The sequence below is a fragment of the Gynurincola endophyticus genome, assembly GCF_003991195.1.
Classification (GTDB): Bacteria; Bacteroidota; Bacteroidia; order Chitinophagales; family Chitinophagaceae; genus Gynurincola; species Gynurincola endophyticus.
On record NZ_RCWL01000012.1, the window covers coordinates 67,653 to 81,655 of the forward strand.

At 37.2% G+C, this 14,003-nt stretch carries 11 protein-coding genes; 8 read left to right on the forward strand and 3 right to left on the reverse strand.

Features of this window, described 5'->3' with window-relative positions:
- Positions 1-174 precede the first annotated feature (174 nt).
- Positions 175-3,030: a CHAT domain-containing protein gene (locus D9O48_RS17785; RefSeq protein ID WP_126974346.1), complete on the forward strand. Its 2,856-nt coding sequence runs from the start codon at positions 175-177 to the stop codon at positions 3,028-3,030.
- 41 nt (positions 3,031-3,071) lie between these two features.
- On the forward strand, positions 3,072-3,785 hold the full coding sequence (locus D9O48_RS17790) for an MORN repeat-containing protein (RefSeq protein ID WP_126974347.1): 714 nt from the start codon (positions 3,072-3,074) through the stop codon (positions 3,783-3,785).
- A 144-nt stretch (positions 3,786-3,929) separates the two neighbouring features.
- Here D9O48_RS17790 and D9O48_RS17795 read toward each other — a convergent pair whose 3' ends face one another.
- Positions 3,930-4,322, reverse strand: a complete 393-nt coding sequence (locus D9O48_RS17795) for a hypothetical protein (protein WP_126974348.1) — start codon at positions 4,320-4,322, stop codon at positions 3,930-3,932.
- A gap of 498 nt (positions 4,323-4,820) precedes the next feature.
- On the opposite strand from D9O48_RS17795, the gene D9O48_RS17800 reads away from it, so the two are divergent.
- From D9O48_RS17800 to D9O48_RS17810, 3 genes are all read left to right on the forward strand, one after another.
- Positions 4,821-5,312: an RNA polymerase sigma factor gene (locus D9O48_RS17800; RefSeq protein WP_126974349.1), complete on the forward strand. Its 492-nt coding sequence runs from the start codon at positions 4,821-4,823 to the stop codon at positions 5,310-5,312.
- Between the two features lie 2 nt (positions 5,313-5,314).
- Positions 5,315-5,908 (forward strand): hypothetical protein, encoded by a 594-nt coding sequence (locus D9O48_RS17805; protein WP_126974350.1) that lies wholly within the window; start codon positions 5,315-5,317, stop codon positions 5,906-5,908.
- Between the two features lie 76 nt (positions 5,909-5,984).
- Positions 5,985-7,379 carry an alpha/beta hydrolase family protein gene (locus D9O48_RS17810; RefSeq protein WP_126974351.1) on the forward strand — a complete coding sequence of 465 codons (1,395 nt, stop codon included), beginning with the start codon at positions 5,985-5,987 and terminating at the stop codon, positions 7,377-7,379.
- A gap of 78 nt (positions 7,380-7,457) precedes the next feature.
- Here D9O48_RS17810 and D9O48_RS17815 read toward each other — a convergent pair whose 3' ends face one another.
- Positions 7,458-9,290 (reverse strand): CocE/NonD family hydrolase, encoded by a 1,833-nt coding sequence (locus tag D9O48_RS17815; protein WP_199750613.1) that lies wholly within the window; start codon positions 9,288-9,290, stop codon positions 7,458-7,460.
- A gap of 682 nt (positions 9,291-9,972) precedes the next feature.
- Here D9O48_RS17815 and D9O48_RS17820 point away from each other — a divergent pair.
- Genes D9O48_RS17820 through metQ form a run of 3 tightly spaced genes read left to right on the forward strand, consistent with a single transcriptional unit; the run spans position 9,973 to position 12,470 of the window.
- Positions 9,973-11,001: a methionine ABC transporter ATP-binding protein gene (locus D9O48_RS17820; RefSeq protein ID WP_126974352.1), complete on the forward strand. Its 1,029-nt coding sequence runs from the start codon at positions 9,973-9,975 to the stop codon at positions 10,999-11,001.
- Positions 10,994-11,650, forward strand: coding sequence for a methionine ABC transporter permease MetI (metI, locus tag D9O48_RS17825; protein ID WP_126974353.1), 657 nt, complete (start codon positions 10,994-10,996; stop codon positions 11,648-11,650). Before D9O48_RS17820 ends, metI begins: the two co-directional genes overlap by 8 nt.
- Positions 11,651-11,660: 10 nt before the next feature.
- The gene (gene metQ / locus D9O48_RS17830) at positions 11,661-12,470 is read left to right on the forward strand and encodes a methionine ABC transporter substrate-binding lipoprotein MetQ (protein WP_126974354.1); all 810 of its coding nucleotides are present in this window, start codon (positions 11,661-11,663) and stop codon (positions 12,468-12,470) included.
- Positions 12,471-12,636: 166 nt separating this feature from the next.
- Here the strand turns inward: metQ and D9O48_RS17835 are convergent, their stop codons facing one another.
- Positions 12,637-13,773, reverse strand: coding sequence for a hypothetical protein (locus D9O48_RS17835; protein WP_126974355.1), 1,137 nt, complete (start codon positions 13,771-13,773; stop codon positions 12,637-12,639).
- Positions 13,774-14,003 lie beyond the last annotated feature (230 nt).

Below are 14,003 nucleotides of genomic sequence, written 5' to 3' on the forward strand. Positions count from 1 at the left end.
ACAGGCTAAGAAAATAATGGTTTTGTTACTCAGATAAACCAAAGTCAGACAGCTTTTTACTATCAAACTGAACACTCAATCGTTTATATGAAGGTTCATTGGAGTATTGATAATGACAATTTGAACAGACCTTACTAATCAGTGAATTTATATTTTACTACTTAACATCAAATAGTGAAACTACTTTTTTCATTATACCTGCTACTCACCTTTAGTAGCGTGTACGGCCAGTTTCAGGAGGTATTTCCTCAACCTGCCGAGATAAACAAGCATCCTGCATGGCAGCAACTTTCCAATGCATACCAGGCCGGGCGATGGGAAGAATCATTTAATCTGGCCATTGCGCTCTCAGACAGATATCCGGAAGAGGGCAGCCTTTATGTTTATATAGGGAATACGCTCTTCCGGAATAAACAATACTCAATGGCCTCGCAGTATTATCAGGCTGTAGTGGCATTATATCCGTTTCAACCTACTAACCTCACTTCAGCTGTATTAGGTGCCATGTACGCCAAAGACCCACAAGTAATTACTCATACACTTCATATACTCTCATTTATACCAATGTCTGCCAACGAAAAGGCAGAAGCGGAACGTCACCTCCAGGAAATACTCAACAATTTTACTAATTATACCGACTACTCAGGTGTTACCAGCGCCTTACAGCAGGGCTTGCAACAATATCGTCAGCACTATACAGAAAATATGACTTTCCATGAACAATATGTTCAGCTGTTAAAAGATTTCAATGCCCAAAAAAGTAATTTTCCAAAGGAAGCTTTTATACGACTCAAATCTCATAAGAACGCAGGTAGTTACCCAACTGTTCTGTACAATTATATATTGGGGGGTATTGCCGCTTCCTGCGTCAACGGTAAAGAAAAAACGGAGTCATTATTTCGGGAATTATTACCTGAATTTAATGCCGTTATTGCCGAAAAACGCGAACACACCCTTTCAAAATATTATCTCTATAAACAAATGAAACGCTATGGCGATCATGTGAAAGATTATGAAGCTATTATTTTAGCATCAAAAATAATGCTGGCTGAATTGAATAGTTCAGGTATCACTCCTTCCCTTTCTTATGAAGTACTGATTAATTTAACTTACTCGTTTTTGAAAAAAAATGATATCAATCAAGCTAAAGAGTACGGACAGACTTTAGCAGCTGTTATTCCGAAAATCGTAATACAGGAAGATAAAATAAATGCTTACAACGCTGCCGCAGTGGCTATGAGTTACATAGATAAAAACAAATCCGCTCAATTGTTTGATGAAGGAATTGCTTATGCAAAAAGAACCGGCACAAATGATGGTGGTTTAGTACAAAACAAAGACGCGTTCATCAACCAAAAAATATCAAACGAACTTAAGAACGATGCGCAGTCATTCATCGCTGCAGAAAATCAGGGGATATTGTTCACTGATCAGGGTAACTACAAAGAAGCGATTCCTCACTTTATCCGCTCTAAAAAAATCATTGAAACGGAAATGGCAACCGCCTCTTCTGAAAAAACAAAAGGTTTACTGGCAGATTATAATCGTGTTTGTAATTTATTGATTGGCTGTATTGCCCATGAACAAAGAGGTGAAGACCTGTTACCTGTTATTGAAGATGTGAAAGGTTACAGTCTGGCAGAAAGCACCTCAAAAAGTAAAAAGCGGGCAACTTTGAAAGAGATACAAACTGTACTACAACCGGATGAGGCGTTGATTTACTATATTGATATTTCGAGCAACTTATACGATGGCTACTATATTCCCTTACTACTAACAAAAGATAAAGTACATTTTGGATTTTCCTTTGCAAGAAACAGTTTACTCCCCGATCTCTACGGCGGCTTCAATGCTGAAATCGGAGCAATTGAAAAAGAGTTAGCACAAAAAGAGTTTCGTACACCTGTATACACACAGTATCAGTCGAGAGAGCAGGCACAGGGGCAAGATTTCAAACAGGGCGAATTGGGCTTACTCATTGAATGGTACCGCCGGAAACTGGCCCCTCAGCATGAAGAACTCCGTAACGGTACTTATAATCCGAACATTGCAAAGGCTGCAGGTATGGCCTTTTACAACATGTTATTGCAGATGTTTGAACCGCAGCTCGCTGGTAAAAAACACCTGATTTTCTCTTTAGACGGAGAACTGAACTACCTTCCTTTTGAAACATTATTCACTGAAGACAGACAATACCTCGTACAAAAGTATGATGTCAGCTATATTCCGAGTGGTACAGTACTGGTCAATTTACGCAACCGCAAAACAAAAACATACAGTAAACCTGTATTGGCTTTTGGTGATGCGCGCTATAGCGCAAGAACAGCCGAAGGCTACGCTTTAAAATCTCAAACCGACATTGAACGTGTTGAACTTAAAGTGAAAGAAGCAATCGCCAACGGTCAGCATCTGGATCCTGCCTTTGCCACCTTTAGCAAAACTGCTGCTACTTATCTCGAGGGTACAAAAAAAGAAGTGGAAATGATCAAAACTATTGTACCGGAGGCTGATATTTTTCTAAACGAAAAAATGACCGAAAATGAGTTTAAGCGATTGAACGCTTCCGGTGCACTGAATAATTACCGTATTATTCATCTGGCTAGCCATGCGGGTGTACATCCTTACGTATTCGATTTAAGCGGTATCATGTTTTCAGTTTTTCCACAACCGTTAGATGGAGAAGACGGAGAACTCGTGGTAAGTGAAGTAGCTAAACTAAAAATGGCTCCCGAACTGGTCATGCTGAGCGCCTGCCAGACAGGTTTAGGAAAACTGGTTCCGGGTGATGGTGTAGCCGGATTGAATCATGCTTTTCTCATGGCGGGTGCGAATGCTACCATTACATCTTTATGGAATGTGAATGATTATGCTACGTCCGTATTAGTGTCCAGACTTTATCAAAAAGTTTTTCAGGATAAAAAAGACTATGTAAAAGCATTGAACGAAGTAAAAAGAGAATTTATCACCAGTGGTGACCCAATGCTTCAGCTATCATTATCATGGGCACCGTTCATTTACACGGGAAGATAAACCCACCATTATAAAATGATCTCAACAATAAATAATATAAGATGAAAACAACACAAATTTTATTAGCAACGCTTGCATTCATCATATGCTTTACGCGCGCAGAAGCACAGTGCCAGGGAGATTGCAATAACGGTTATGGTTCATTGATTTCAGGAAAAACGACTACCACCGGATTTTTCAAAAACGGTAAATTGGAGGGTTTAGGAGATGTATATGGAGAAAAGCTTTACTCGGGGCAATGGAAAGACGGAAAAAAAGAAGGTTTTGTGGTATACAAAGATGAAGAATATATTACTTACGGACTCTTTGTGAACGACCTCAAACAAGGAGTGCATATAACTCCATTCGATGACGGCAGTATTACAATTGATATGTATGATAAAGGAGTTATGAAAACAAGTACTACCACGAGCAAATCTACTAATACCGCTTGTCCTTATGGAACTTGTGAAACCGGTACAGGCGTTAAAGTAGAAATGCTTGCAGATAAAAATATGATTGTGTATACCGGAAACTTTGTAAATGGTGTTCTGGAAGGTGCCGGCTTTGTACTGTATTCAGGCAGCCCGAACCGCATTTACGGTACATTCAAAGGCGGCATATCACATGGTGTTAAAGTAACGATGTATCCCACCGGAGGTATCGAACTGGCAGAAATGAAGGACGGTAAACGTCATGGAAGGCTGATTAATATCTTCCCGGATGGAAAATCAGAAGCACACTTTTTTGAAAACGATGTATTGGTGAAAAAGTAGAAATGATGCGGACATATTTATAACAGTTTTTCGTCGGCCAGCAGCAGAGCAACACGCCAACATAGGTGCATTCCACAAACCACAAAACCTCAGCAGGTGCTGAGGTTTTGTGGTTTGTCATTCAAATATTCCCATTAAAAAAAATTATCGATGTTGCCAGCACCATCCACCTCCCACAACTACTCTTTTACAATAACCGCCGGTTTTATTTTTAGCACCACATACAGAAGACACAGTACCAGAGCCGCCATTACTTCCTCCATTACCATTATTACTTCCGCTTCCCGAACCGGGATTCTGGTAAGTTCCGTAACTTCCTGTACCCTTTGATTGTTTTGTAGAAAAAACAAGATCTGCCTGATTAAACGCAAAATCTCCAAACACTACATCTTCATTCTTCAGAATATAAACATGTATACCCTGCTTATCCGAACGGGTAGTTTTTACAGATATTTTTAAATCAAAAGTCACTTTCTCATCAAAATAATACTTCCAGCTACCTACATTATTATTTACGATCTGTAAAGTATTAGACATATCAACATAATTTATGTCACAAAAATCACAAACCACCTCATAACTAAATCTATCAGAATCCGAAGAATCATTTTTTTTACTGCAGGAACTTAATAAAATTGTCAATAGAGGAAACACAAAAAGAAATTTTTCGATGTGCTTAGCTCTTTTCATCTTCTGTAGGAGGAAGCAATAAGTCATTGTAATAATTTTATTATTTAACCGGTAATTTACAAAATAGAATCTCCAACTTATTACGAAATACCGTATCAGGTATTTTTTTGATTATTCGCAAAGGTATAAGATGGCTAAAAAAGTAATATACTATCTGTAAACCAATACATTAAAACACATCACAACATATAAAAAATAAAAAAATTCATATACCCGTCATTGTGAGAAACATTTGAGTAGTTATTTTTAGGTATATACACTTAAAAAATTATTTTTCTCAAAAAGTGCCCTTTACTGTGATTTTTCAACCATTTTTTACACTAATAAAGAGAATTGTGATTTTCTATGGACAAAAAAAGCCGGTTTACAAAGATTATTAAAGAAAATGAAGGGCTGATCTTTAAAGTAGCAATACTTTATACCAACAGTTCTCATGACAAGGAGGACCTGTATCAGGAAATCATCTTTCAACTATGGAAGTCATTCGACACTTTCAAGGAAGAATCTAAGTTAAGCACCTGGATGTATCGTGTAGCGATGAATACGGCTATTTACAACTTAAAAAGCGCTAAAAAGCAAATCAATACGATTGCTATCGATACCGAAACCGATCGTCTTACAGAAGCATCAGATGAATCCGAAGAACGAAGAATAAGGCTTCTATATGAAAGTATTCAGACTCTTAATTTGTTAGAAAGAGGAATTATTCTCCTTTACCTGGAAGGCAAAAGTCATCAGGAAATAGCAGAAATTATCGGAATCACTACGACAAACGTTGGCACAAAGGTTTCGCGTATTAAAGAAAAACTAAAACTTCAAATCTCTAAAACACAATAGCGATGGAATTGGAACAAATGAGAACTCAGTGGCAAAGTATGAACACCAGAATGAAAAATCAGGAATTAATTACTGATCAACTGATTGAAAAAATGACCCGTAATCAATATCATTCTAAAATCAACAAAATCGGATATGCTGAATATATTGGTACAATCATTTGTTACCTGGGTGCTATCTATTTAATGATTCACTTTTCTAAAACAAATACACCCGTCATACAGGTGTTTACACTCATTGCCATTTTATTACTTCTTGTATTGCCCATTATCTCTATCTTATCTTTGGGTACACTCAAAAATGTAAATATTTCATCCGGTACTTATCTGGAAGCAATTGAAGACTTCGGAAAACGAAAACTAAAATTTCAAAAACTACAAAAACTAAACCTGTCATTAGGTTTATTTTTACTGGTGGTGTCTGTTCCTGTACTTTCAGCAATACAAGGTAAAAACATTCATGAAATTCCATACTTCTGGTCACTGATTTTCCCCATATCCATTGCTTCCTTTCTGGCATTTGCTCTCTGGGTACTCAGATCTTACAACAAAATACTGAATGCGACGGAAAAAATGCTTTCCGACCTCCATCAATAAAAATCTTAAACATACATAACTTTTTGATAACTGCCGATGCAGTTACGGAAATGTTATGCCCCAAACAAATTGAATCATGAAAAAAATATTCGTTACAATAGGTCTTCTATCTCTTATATTTTCCTGCTTCTCTCAGAATATTAACGGAACCTGGAATGGAAATCTTGAGGTACAGCCAGGACGAAAAATTGTATTTATTTTTACCATTTCACATATAAACGGAAAGCTGACCAGCAACGTCTCCATACCCAGCCAGGGAGTTAAAGATCTTATCACGAATGCGACCATCTTTGAAAACAATGAACTTCTGATCGATGCATCCAATTTAGGTTTTAAATATACCGGAAAATGGAATACCAGCCATCAAACTATTGAGGGTAACTTTCGGGAAGGTGTAAATTCCGTTCCATTATTACTAACCAGAGAAGTCATCGAACAAGTAAAACTCAAAAGGCCTCAGGAACCGGTAAAACCTTATCCATACCGGGAAGAAAAAATAACTTTCAGCAATCAAGAACACCACATCACATTAGCCGGAACATTGACTTTACCCAACTCATCCGGTAAAAAACCACCTGTAGTAATATTAATATCAGGAAGTGGCCCACAAGACAGAGACGAGTCCTTTGCAGGACATAAACCTTTTCTTGTTTTAGCAGACTTCCTCACAAGAAAAGGAATTGCTGTTCTGAGATATGATGACAGAGGTTTTGGTGAATCAACAGGTAATTTTTCAGAAGCAACAACAGCAGACTTTGCAACAGATGTAAGAAGTGCTATTGATTTTTTGAAAAAGAGAACAGATATAGATACCCTGCAAATCGGTTTAATCGGACATAGTGAAGGTGCAATCATTGCTCCTATGGTAGCCAATCAGTCGAATAACCTGTCTTTTATTGTAATGTTGGCCGGTACCGGAATACCCGGGAAAGAAGTAAGCCTGCATCAGGCACTTGATTATAGAAACTTTAACGTAACAGACGAGCAGGCGTACGAAGCATATGTAAAACAAGCAATAGAAATAGCCTCCTCAGTAAAAGAAGCGAGCGTCATCCGGAAAGAGTTAACCAGGTTTTATCAGCAGTCAGCATTGTTAGCATCCCTGTTACCCTCAACAGCAGATAAAGAGGAGTTTATCAATAATCTTGTATCCACGCGAACCACTCCATGGATCAGTTATTTTTACAATTATAACCCCGCTGATGAAATCATGAAGCTCAATATACCCGCACTTGCATTATACGGTAGTAAAGATACACAGGTTCCCCCCAAATATCATTTGCAACCTGTACAGAATGCTTTAGCAGCCAGTAATTCTCCTACACATAAAGTAGTTTTGCTGGAAGGGCTCAATCATCTGTTTCAGGAAAGTCAGACAGGGCAAATTTCAGAATACCCTCAAATTGAACAAACCTTCTCTCCCAAAGCATTACAATTAATCGTTAACTGGATTATTGAACACACAAAATAGATGATCTATTCATTATTAAAGAAGAGATTGTATCACTAAAAAAGCACCTTAATCTTTAATTTATTTTCATGAAATTCATTACTTCAAAACCGGTATTTCAATAAAGCTATCATTATACCACTTTATGATTAAAGGTTCTTTAGCATCCTGAATCGTTTCTTTACTCACTTCTTTTCCGGTTCCGTAATTAAGTTGAGAAAAAGGATTTTTATTTACATTAATAACAACAGCCAAACGACTTCCTTTTGAAAGTTGTTTGCTGACGAAATGGGTATTGGTAAAAAGCAGAGATTCTTTTTTTCCTGGTATTAAAAGATGTCTTTTCGTAATGTCTTTCACATAACTGGCACGTCCGATATAATACGATAAATGAAAATATTGCCCATCCGGCATTACTTCATACAACGTAACACCAACATCTACATCCTTTTTATTGATACTGATATTCATTTGTGCGATAAACGATCCGTTCACCAGCAGCGGTTCCTGTATAGGTTCGCTGATAAAAATATAACCATTTTCATTGTTAATAGTTTTACGAATCACCGGATCAGGATAATAATCATTATGGCTGATTGTACGATTCGAAAAATCCACCTTTTGTGTAATAAAAGCAGGTTTCTTTTGCTGCTGAACGCTTAAAGAATAAAATTGATCTTTCTTATCAAGGCTCAGATAAAATTTTAAATATCCGTTGTGCAGCGTATTCAAAGAGGTTGCACTACCCCACCGGTCGGTACCCATTATCTGATAGTTTATTTTACCCTTCAGAAATCCGGGTTGTTTGCCATCTTTAAGAATATAATCAAACCACTCATATGTATATTTTTTGATATCAAACAATGCCACAGTATCTACCTTATAACCATTTACCACCGCTTCACCACCTATCTGTGTACCAAAATGGCCATACGGCCCGATCACTAGATAGGCAGGTGTTTCCGGGTTATACTTATTCAGTTCTCTTAAATAATAGAGACTTGAATTCTGAGAATCATTGTAATAGCCGTCAAATATCAATACCGGGATATTGATCTGTTCAAAATCCTTCTCATATGGAGCCATGTTTTGCCAGTAAGCATCAAAATCAGGATGGGCGATCCATCGTTGAAACAAGCGGTTAGGTGTACCGTCTATACTATCCATTTTGTTATATGCTGTACCTTCTTCCCACCACCGGAACATCATTTTTCTGAAACGTTGCCTGTCGTTACCGGAAGCCGTGTCGAGGTACTGATTGTTACCCACATAAAAAGACCATTCATAGTTCGGATTTACAAAAACATTGTTTTCCATCGGAAGTCCCATACCGGGGCGATTCGCAACATAAGGAACAATTGTTTTCAATGCCGGATGAAGTTTTTTAGCAGCTGCCCATTGTGTAAAACCATTATAACTTCCGCCGTACATTCCGATGCTGCCGTTACACCAATGCTGCCGGCTGATCCAGTCAATCACCTGATAAGCATCCAAACCGTCCGTTTCGTATGGGTATACTTCTCCGGGGCTAAACCTTTTGCCACGCGTATAAGCAATCACCCCCACATAACCTCTGTCAACAGCTTCTTTTAAAGACTGTAAATCCCGCCCCTTATCACGAACGTAGATAGTAAACTGAAAAATAACAGGTTTAGGAAGGTCATCCCCTTTTCTTCTGACAACTATTGCAGATATAAAAGCCCCATCGGGTAATCTGATCATTACGCTATCCTGAATATTATATATTTCTTTAGTGCTTAGCTCACTGGCCAGTAAGGTTTGTTGTGCCTCCGACTGTTTAACCGATAAAACAGTTAACCCAATAAACAAAACAACACAACGAATTAATAAGAACACTTCTTTAACGCTGTAAGTATAACCACATATACCTTTTATGCGGCAGCTATTTTTTTCAGAAGAGGTTGATTTCACTATTATATTTTGAGGAATAATTTAGTAAGCAAGCGCAAATGAACATTCTAAAATAACCATTTTCCATCACAGATTAAATGATAAGTTTATATTATTCTCTAAAGAAAGCTCTCAGGATAAGTTGCATTATCATCTCATCATTGCTTCAACAGCTGATGTAGCACCACCGCAACATTTACTAAGGTTTTGTTATTTAAAAATAAAACTCTACTAATTTAGTAGGGTAATTAAAATAAATAGTATCTTTGTTTCAGAAGCACAGCTATTTGAATTTCAACTTTCTTAAAATGAACTATAACTACAACAAAAACAATAAGATGCGAAACAACATCAATACAATGCAACCATGCATGTGTATGTATTTATGTGCTTATAGTATCGGATAAAAACTACGACTGATAAAACATATCATAACTCCACCGATACCTATCAGTGGATTTTTTGTTTTATGACTTAGTTCATTTACTATCAGAATTCACCAGACAATATTGATTGCCAAAATCGTTTTTGACCAACATAGTCAGAAACTGTTTTATAGTTGCACTAACGCACCGGTAGTAACAATCATAATTTTCTGATACTATTAAGCGGCTGTATTATTACGAAAACCTTCTCTTTTGTTATTTAACCTTCGATAGAAGTTCGGTAAAATTGAAACCGGTAGCCATTAAAAGATAAATCAATGATAGCAATTAAAAATATATCTAAAACCTTTCGACAGAAAAAGAAAGTCTTTAAAGCGCTCGATGATATCAGTCTCGAAATAGAACAGGGAGACATATTAGGTATTATCGGCTTTTCGGGAGCTGGCAAAAGCACTTTAATACGTTCGGTTAATTTGCTGGAGAAACCTGACCACGGTCAAATCATCATTAACGGTAAGGATCTGACCCAACTAAACAGTCGGGAATTAGCAAAAGAAAGGAAAAAAATAGGAATGATTTTCCAACACTTTAATCTGCTTTCGTCAAGAACTGTTTTTGATAATGTGTCATTACCATTAGAATTAGAGGGTGTTCATAAAACCGATATCCAAAAAAGGGTTAGCGAACTTTTAAAAGTAGTGGGTCTCGAAGACAAAGCCAATGAATATCCTAAAAGTCTTTCAGGAGGTCAGAAACAACGTGTAGCCATTGCCCGGGCATTAGCAAACGATCCCTATCTTTTGCTTTGTGACGAAGCAACCAGTGCGTTAGATCCGGCTACGACTCAATCAATTTTACAACTACTCAAAGATATCAATCAACGGCTGGGTATTACTATTCTGTTGATTACTCACGAAATGGATGTTATAAAAACAATCTGTAATCAGGTTGCCGTCATTGACAAAGGTAAACTCATTGCCAGGGGAAATCTGGAAGATATTATTTCAGCTAAAGAACACCCGGTCATTAAACAGTTTATTCTGCCTAAAACACTTAATATTCCTCCATCTATCAGCAGTAAACTGCAGAAAGAATCCGGTGAGGATTTATATCCGGTAGTGGAAGTAGAATTAAACGGAAACCTTCCGTTTGAAAAACTATTAGCCGTGCTGTACAACGATTATCACATTCCTTACAAATTGATTTCTGCTGATGTAGAGTATGTAGCAAACTCCAGCTTTGGAAAAATACTATTGCATTTGCAGGGAAGTTCAGAACAAAACCAAAGAGTGATTCACTATTTCTCAAAAAACAATATTCAAAATAATATTAAAGGATATGCTTGACGAAACTACTATTTCATTACTGCTTAAAGGTTTGGGTGAAACTGTTTTTATGACGTTCGTTTCCGGGTTTGCAGGATTTGTACTGGGCTTACCCATCGGAATCACACTATTCATTACCCGGCAGGGGCAACTTCTTGAAAACCGGTTTTATAACCGTACACTCTCAGTTTTGGTAAATGTATTTCGTTCTATACCTTTTATCATTCTGATTGTTTGGTTAATTCCCTTTACAAGAACACTTATCGGCACTTCGATTGGTGTGTATGCAGCACTTGTTCCGTTAAGTATCGGCGCAGCACCATTTATTGCACGTTTAGTGGAAAACAGCTTGCTTGAAGTACCCGGAGGTTTAATAGAAACTGCCAGGGCCTTAGGAGCCAGTCCGCTACAAATCATCAAAAAGGTCTTGCTTCCCGAAGCATTACCATCTTTGATTAACAACGCTACCATTACGCTGATCACATTGGTGGGTTACTCGGCAATGGGGGGTGCTGTAGGAGCTGGTGGATTGGGCCAGATTGGTTACCAATACGGTTACGTGGGTTATAATGCATTCATCATGAATACCGTTCTGATTTTATTAATAGCACTGGTATTCATTATCCAGTTTACCGGTGACAAGCTTTCAAAAAAATTCAATCACAGATAAAAGATTATAAATGAAAAAGACAGGTTTTTATGGTTTACTGACGGCAGGCCTATTCATATTGAATGCCTGCGGAAATGCAGGTAAAAATGATCCAAATTACATCAAAGTAGGAATCACATCAGGGCTGGAACAGGAAATAGCAGAAGCAGCCAAAAAAGTAGCAAAGGAAGTATATGGTTTAGAAGTAGAATTAGTGGCATTTAACGACTATGTAATTCCGAATGAAGCACTCAACAATGGTGAAATTGATGCGAATGCATTTCAACATGTTCCTTATCTCGAAGAGCAATCCAAACAAAGAGGCTACAAACTGGTTGTTGTGGGAAACACATTTGTATATCCGATTGTAGCTTATTCAAAAAAAATAAAAACTATTTCCGAACTGGTAAACGGCAGCACAATTGCTATTCCTAACGATCCTACCAATGGCGGCCGCTCTTTATTGCTGTTACAGAAAAACGGGTTAATAAAACTGAAAAACAATACCGGCCTGCTCCCTAAGGTAACAGATATAGCAGAGAATCCACTCCGGTTACAGATAATAGAAATTGAAGCACCACAGTTGCCAAGAGTATTGGACGACAAAAAAGTAACGATTGCAATTATCAACAATAACTTCGCAGCTCAGGCAGGTTTAAACCCAGACGAGTCAGGCATAATGAAAGAAGATAAGGAGTCGCCCTATGTGAATGTAATTGTAGCAAGAGAAGATAACAAAGAAGCGGAGAAAGTCAAAAAATTCGTTAAAGCTTATCAATCGGAAGCCGTTGAAAAAGCTGCGCTGAAGGCGTTTAGAGGTGAAGCCGTTAAAGGATGGTAGTCGATGCCAGAACACTAGCTTATTGCAACAGCAAGAGCTAAATTTTCTATACACTCTAAAAGATTAAAACAGTTCAGATTCCGGTTTTAATCTTTTAGGTTTTATGGAAGTTCAAAGTTTGACCCGACCCGTTCTGTTTGTACCTTTATTCTTATTTAATTAAAGTTTAATCAAACTTCCAGGAGTTCATTTTTCTGTTTCCATAATTATTGAAAACAATAATTGCATCGTTACTACGCTTTCCTTTAAATTCAAAACATTCCAGATTGTTAAAAGTAGCCACCTTCCACTTCTGTTGCTTGCAATATCCGATAAAATCTTTCAAATTACTTTTTTTCAGTTCAAAAATGCCGTCATCCCTCAATGAAGGTATTGTCCACCCACCCCAACAATTAACATACAAAATACCTATTTTTACAACATTGTTTTTAACCGGGGATTGATTACTCTTCAATAGTATGTTTCCCAAATTATCCATATGGCCTATTCCATAGAAGGAAAAAAACTTAGGCTCGTTTTTCTGCACAGACTTCAATTGCTCATAAAGTACCAGAAAGCTTTTAAAAATATCTGCATCCCGGTTCCGCCTGTACCCTACCATGTTGCTGGCCATTAAAAGTAAATCATTATAATAAATACCAAAATGTTGCTGATAGAGAAGACGATCTGATTGCAAAGTTTTAAATAAAGTATTGTTTATGTTTATCATCTCTGAATCTTCCAGCCTATCTTTAAGAATAATACTATCCAGCAATATATCCAATGCTAAATTTTTTGAAGGAACTTTTTCCCGTATGATGGCTAACGATATCAAAAAATTATCATAATCATATTTAGAATCCAGATAATCTATACCATAATATTTGATTCGTTGACCGGCAGGAAGCATTTGATTAAATATCCTTACTTTCTGAAGAAGTTCATAAGTGGCAGTGGGTTTAATAGCAGTCAGTAAGGAATCATTACCGGTTTCAAGGTACTCATTAAACAGAAAACAGGTAGCATGGGGTAATTCATTCACTATATTATACACTTTCCTCCGGTGTAACGAGTAGATTAACGACAACTGAAGATCATTATTAGCAAGGTAGGTATGCGCTTCACCGATTAAATAGAATGTTTTATCCGGTAATATCTCAATCATTCTGTTCACCAATGTGTTTAAATCGTGTTCGCTACCCGTTGTAATATTTTTTTCAATGCAGGCAGCGAAACTATTCTGACTCACCGCTTCCTTTGTACCCATAAAGAAAAAAAGCGGCAATACTCTTTTTAAGAGCAACATAACAGTAACCTTTTGCATGTTCTGTTCCGGTTTAATAGTTTAGCAACACCCTAAAGTAACAGTTTCCCGTAATACTTCCAATCGGGTCGTAGTAAATGTTTTACATTATCCTCACTGGTTTTCTGATATATTATATTTTCATTGCCATTTTCAATACGATGCAACCTTTAACCCCAAAAAAGTCAATACAAAAGCAGGAAGATTTTTCTTGTAACATGAAAAGATCACTGAACAAACTGTTTATGAGT

Bases quoted from the DNA above. Each gene is read 5' to 3' on its own strand.
- D9O48_RS17810 (WP_126974351.1), top strand. From the start codon at position 5,985: ATGAAAAAAATATTCGTTACAATAGGTCTTCTATCTCTTATATTTTCC.
- D9O48_RS17820 (WP_126974352.1), top strand. From the start codon at position 9,973: ATGATAGCAATTAAAAATATATCTAAAACCTTTCGACAGAAAAAGAAA.
- D9O48_RS17835 (WP_126974355.1), bottom strand. From the start codon at position 13,773: ATGCAAAAGGTTACTGTTATGTTGCTCTTAAAAAGAGTATTGCCGCTT.
- D9O48_RS17805 (WP_126974350.1), top strand. From the start codon at position 5,315: ATGGAATTGGAACAAATGAGAACTCAGTGGCAAAGTATGAACACCAGA.
- D9O48_RS17790 (WP_126974347.1), top strand. From the start codon at position 3,072: ATGAAAACAACACAAATTTTATTAGCAACGCTTGCATTCATCATATGC.
- D9O48_RS17795 (WP_126974348.1), bottom strand. From the start codon at position 4,322: ATGTCTAATACTTTACAGATCGTAAATAATAATGTAGGTAGCTGGAAG.
- metI (WP_126974353.1), top strand. From the start codon at position 10,994: ATGCTTGACGAAACTACTATTTCATTACTGCTTAAAGGTTTGGGTGAA.
- D9O48_RS17800 (WP_126974349.1), top strand. From the start codon at position 4,821: ATGGACAAAAAAAGCCGGTTTACAAAGATTATTAAAGAAAATGAAGGG.
- metQ (WP_126974354.1), top strand. From the start codon at position 11,661: ATGAAAAAGACAGGTTTTTATGGTTTACTGACGGCAGGCCTATTCATA.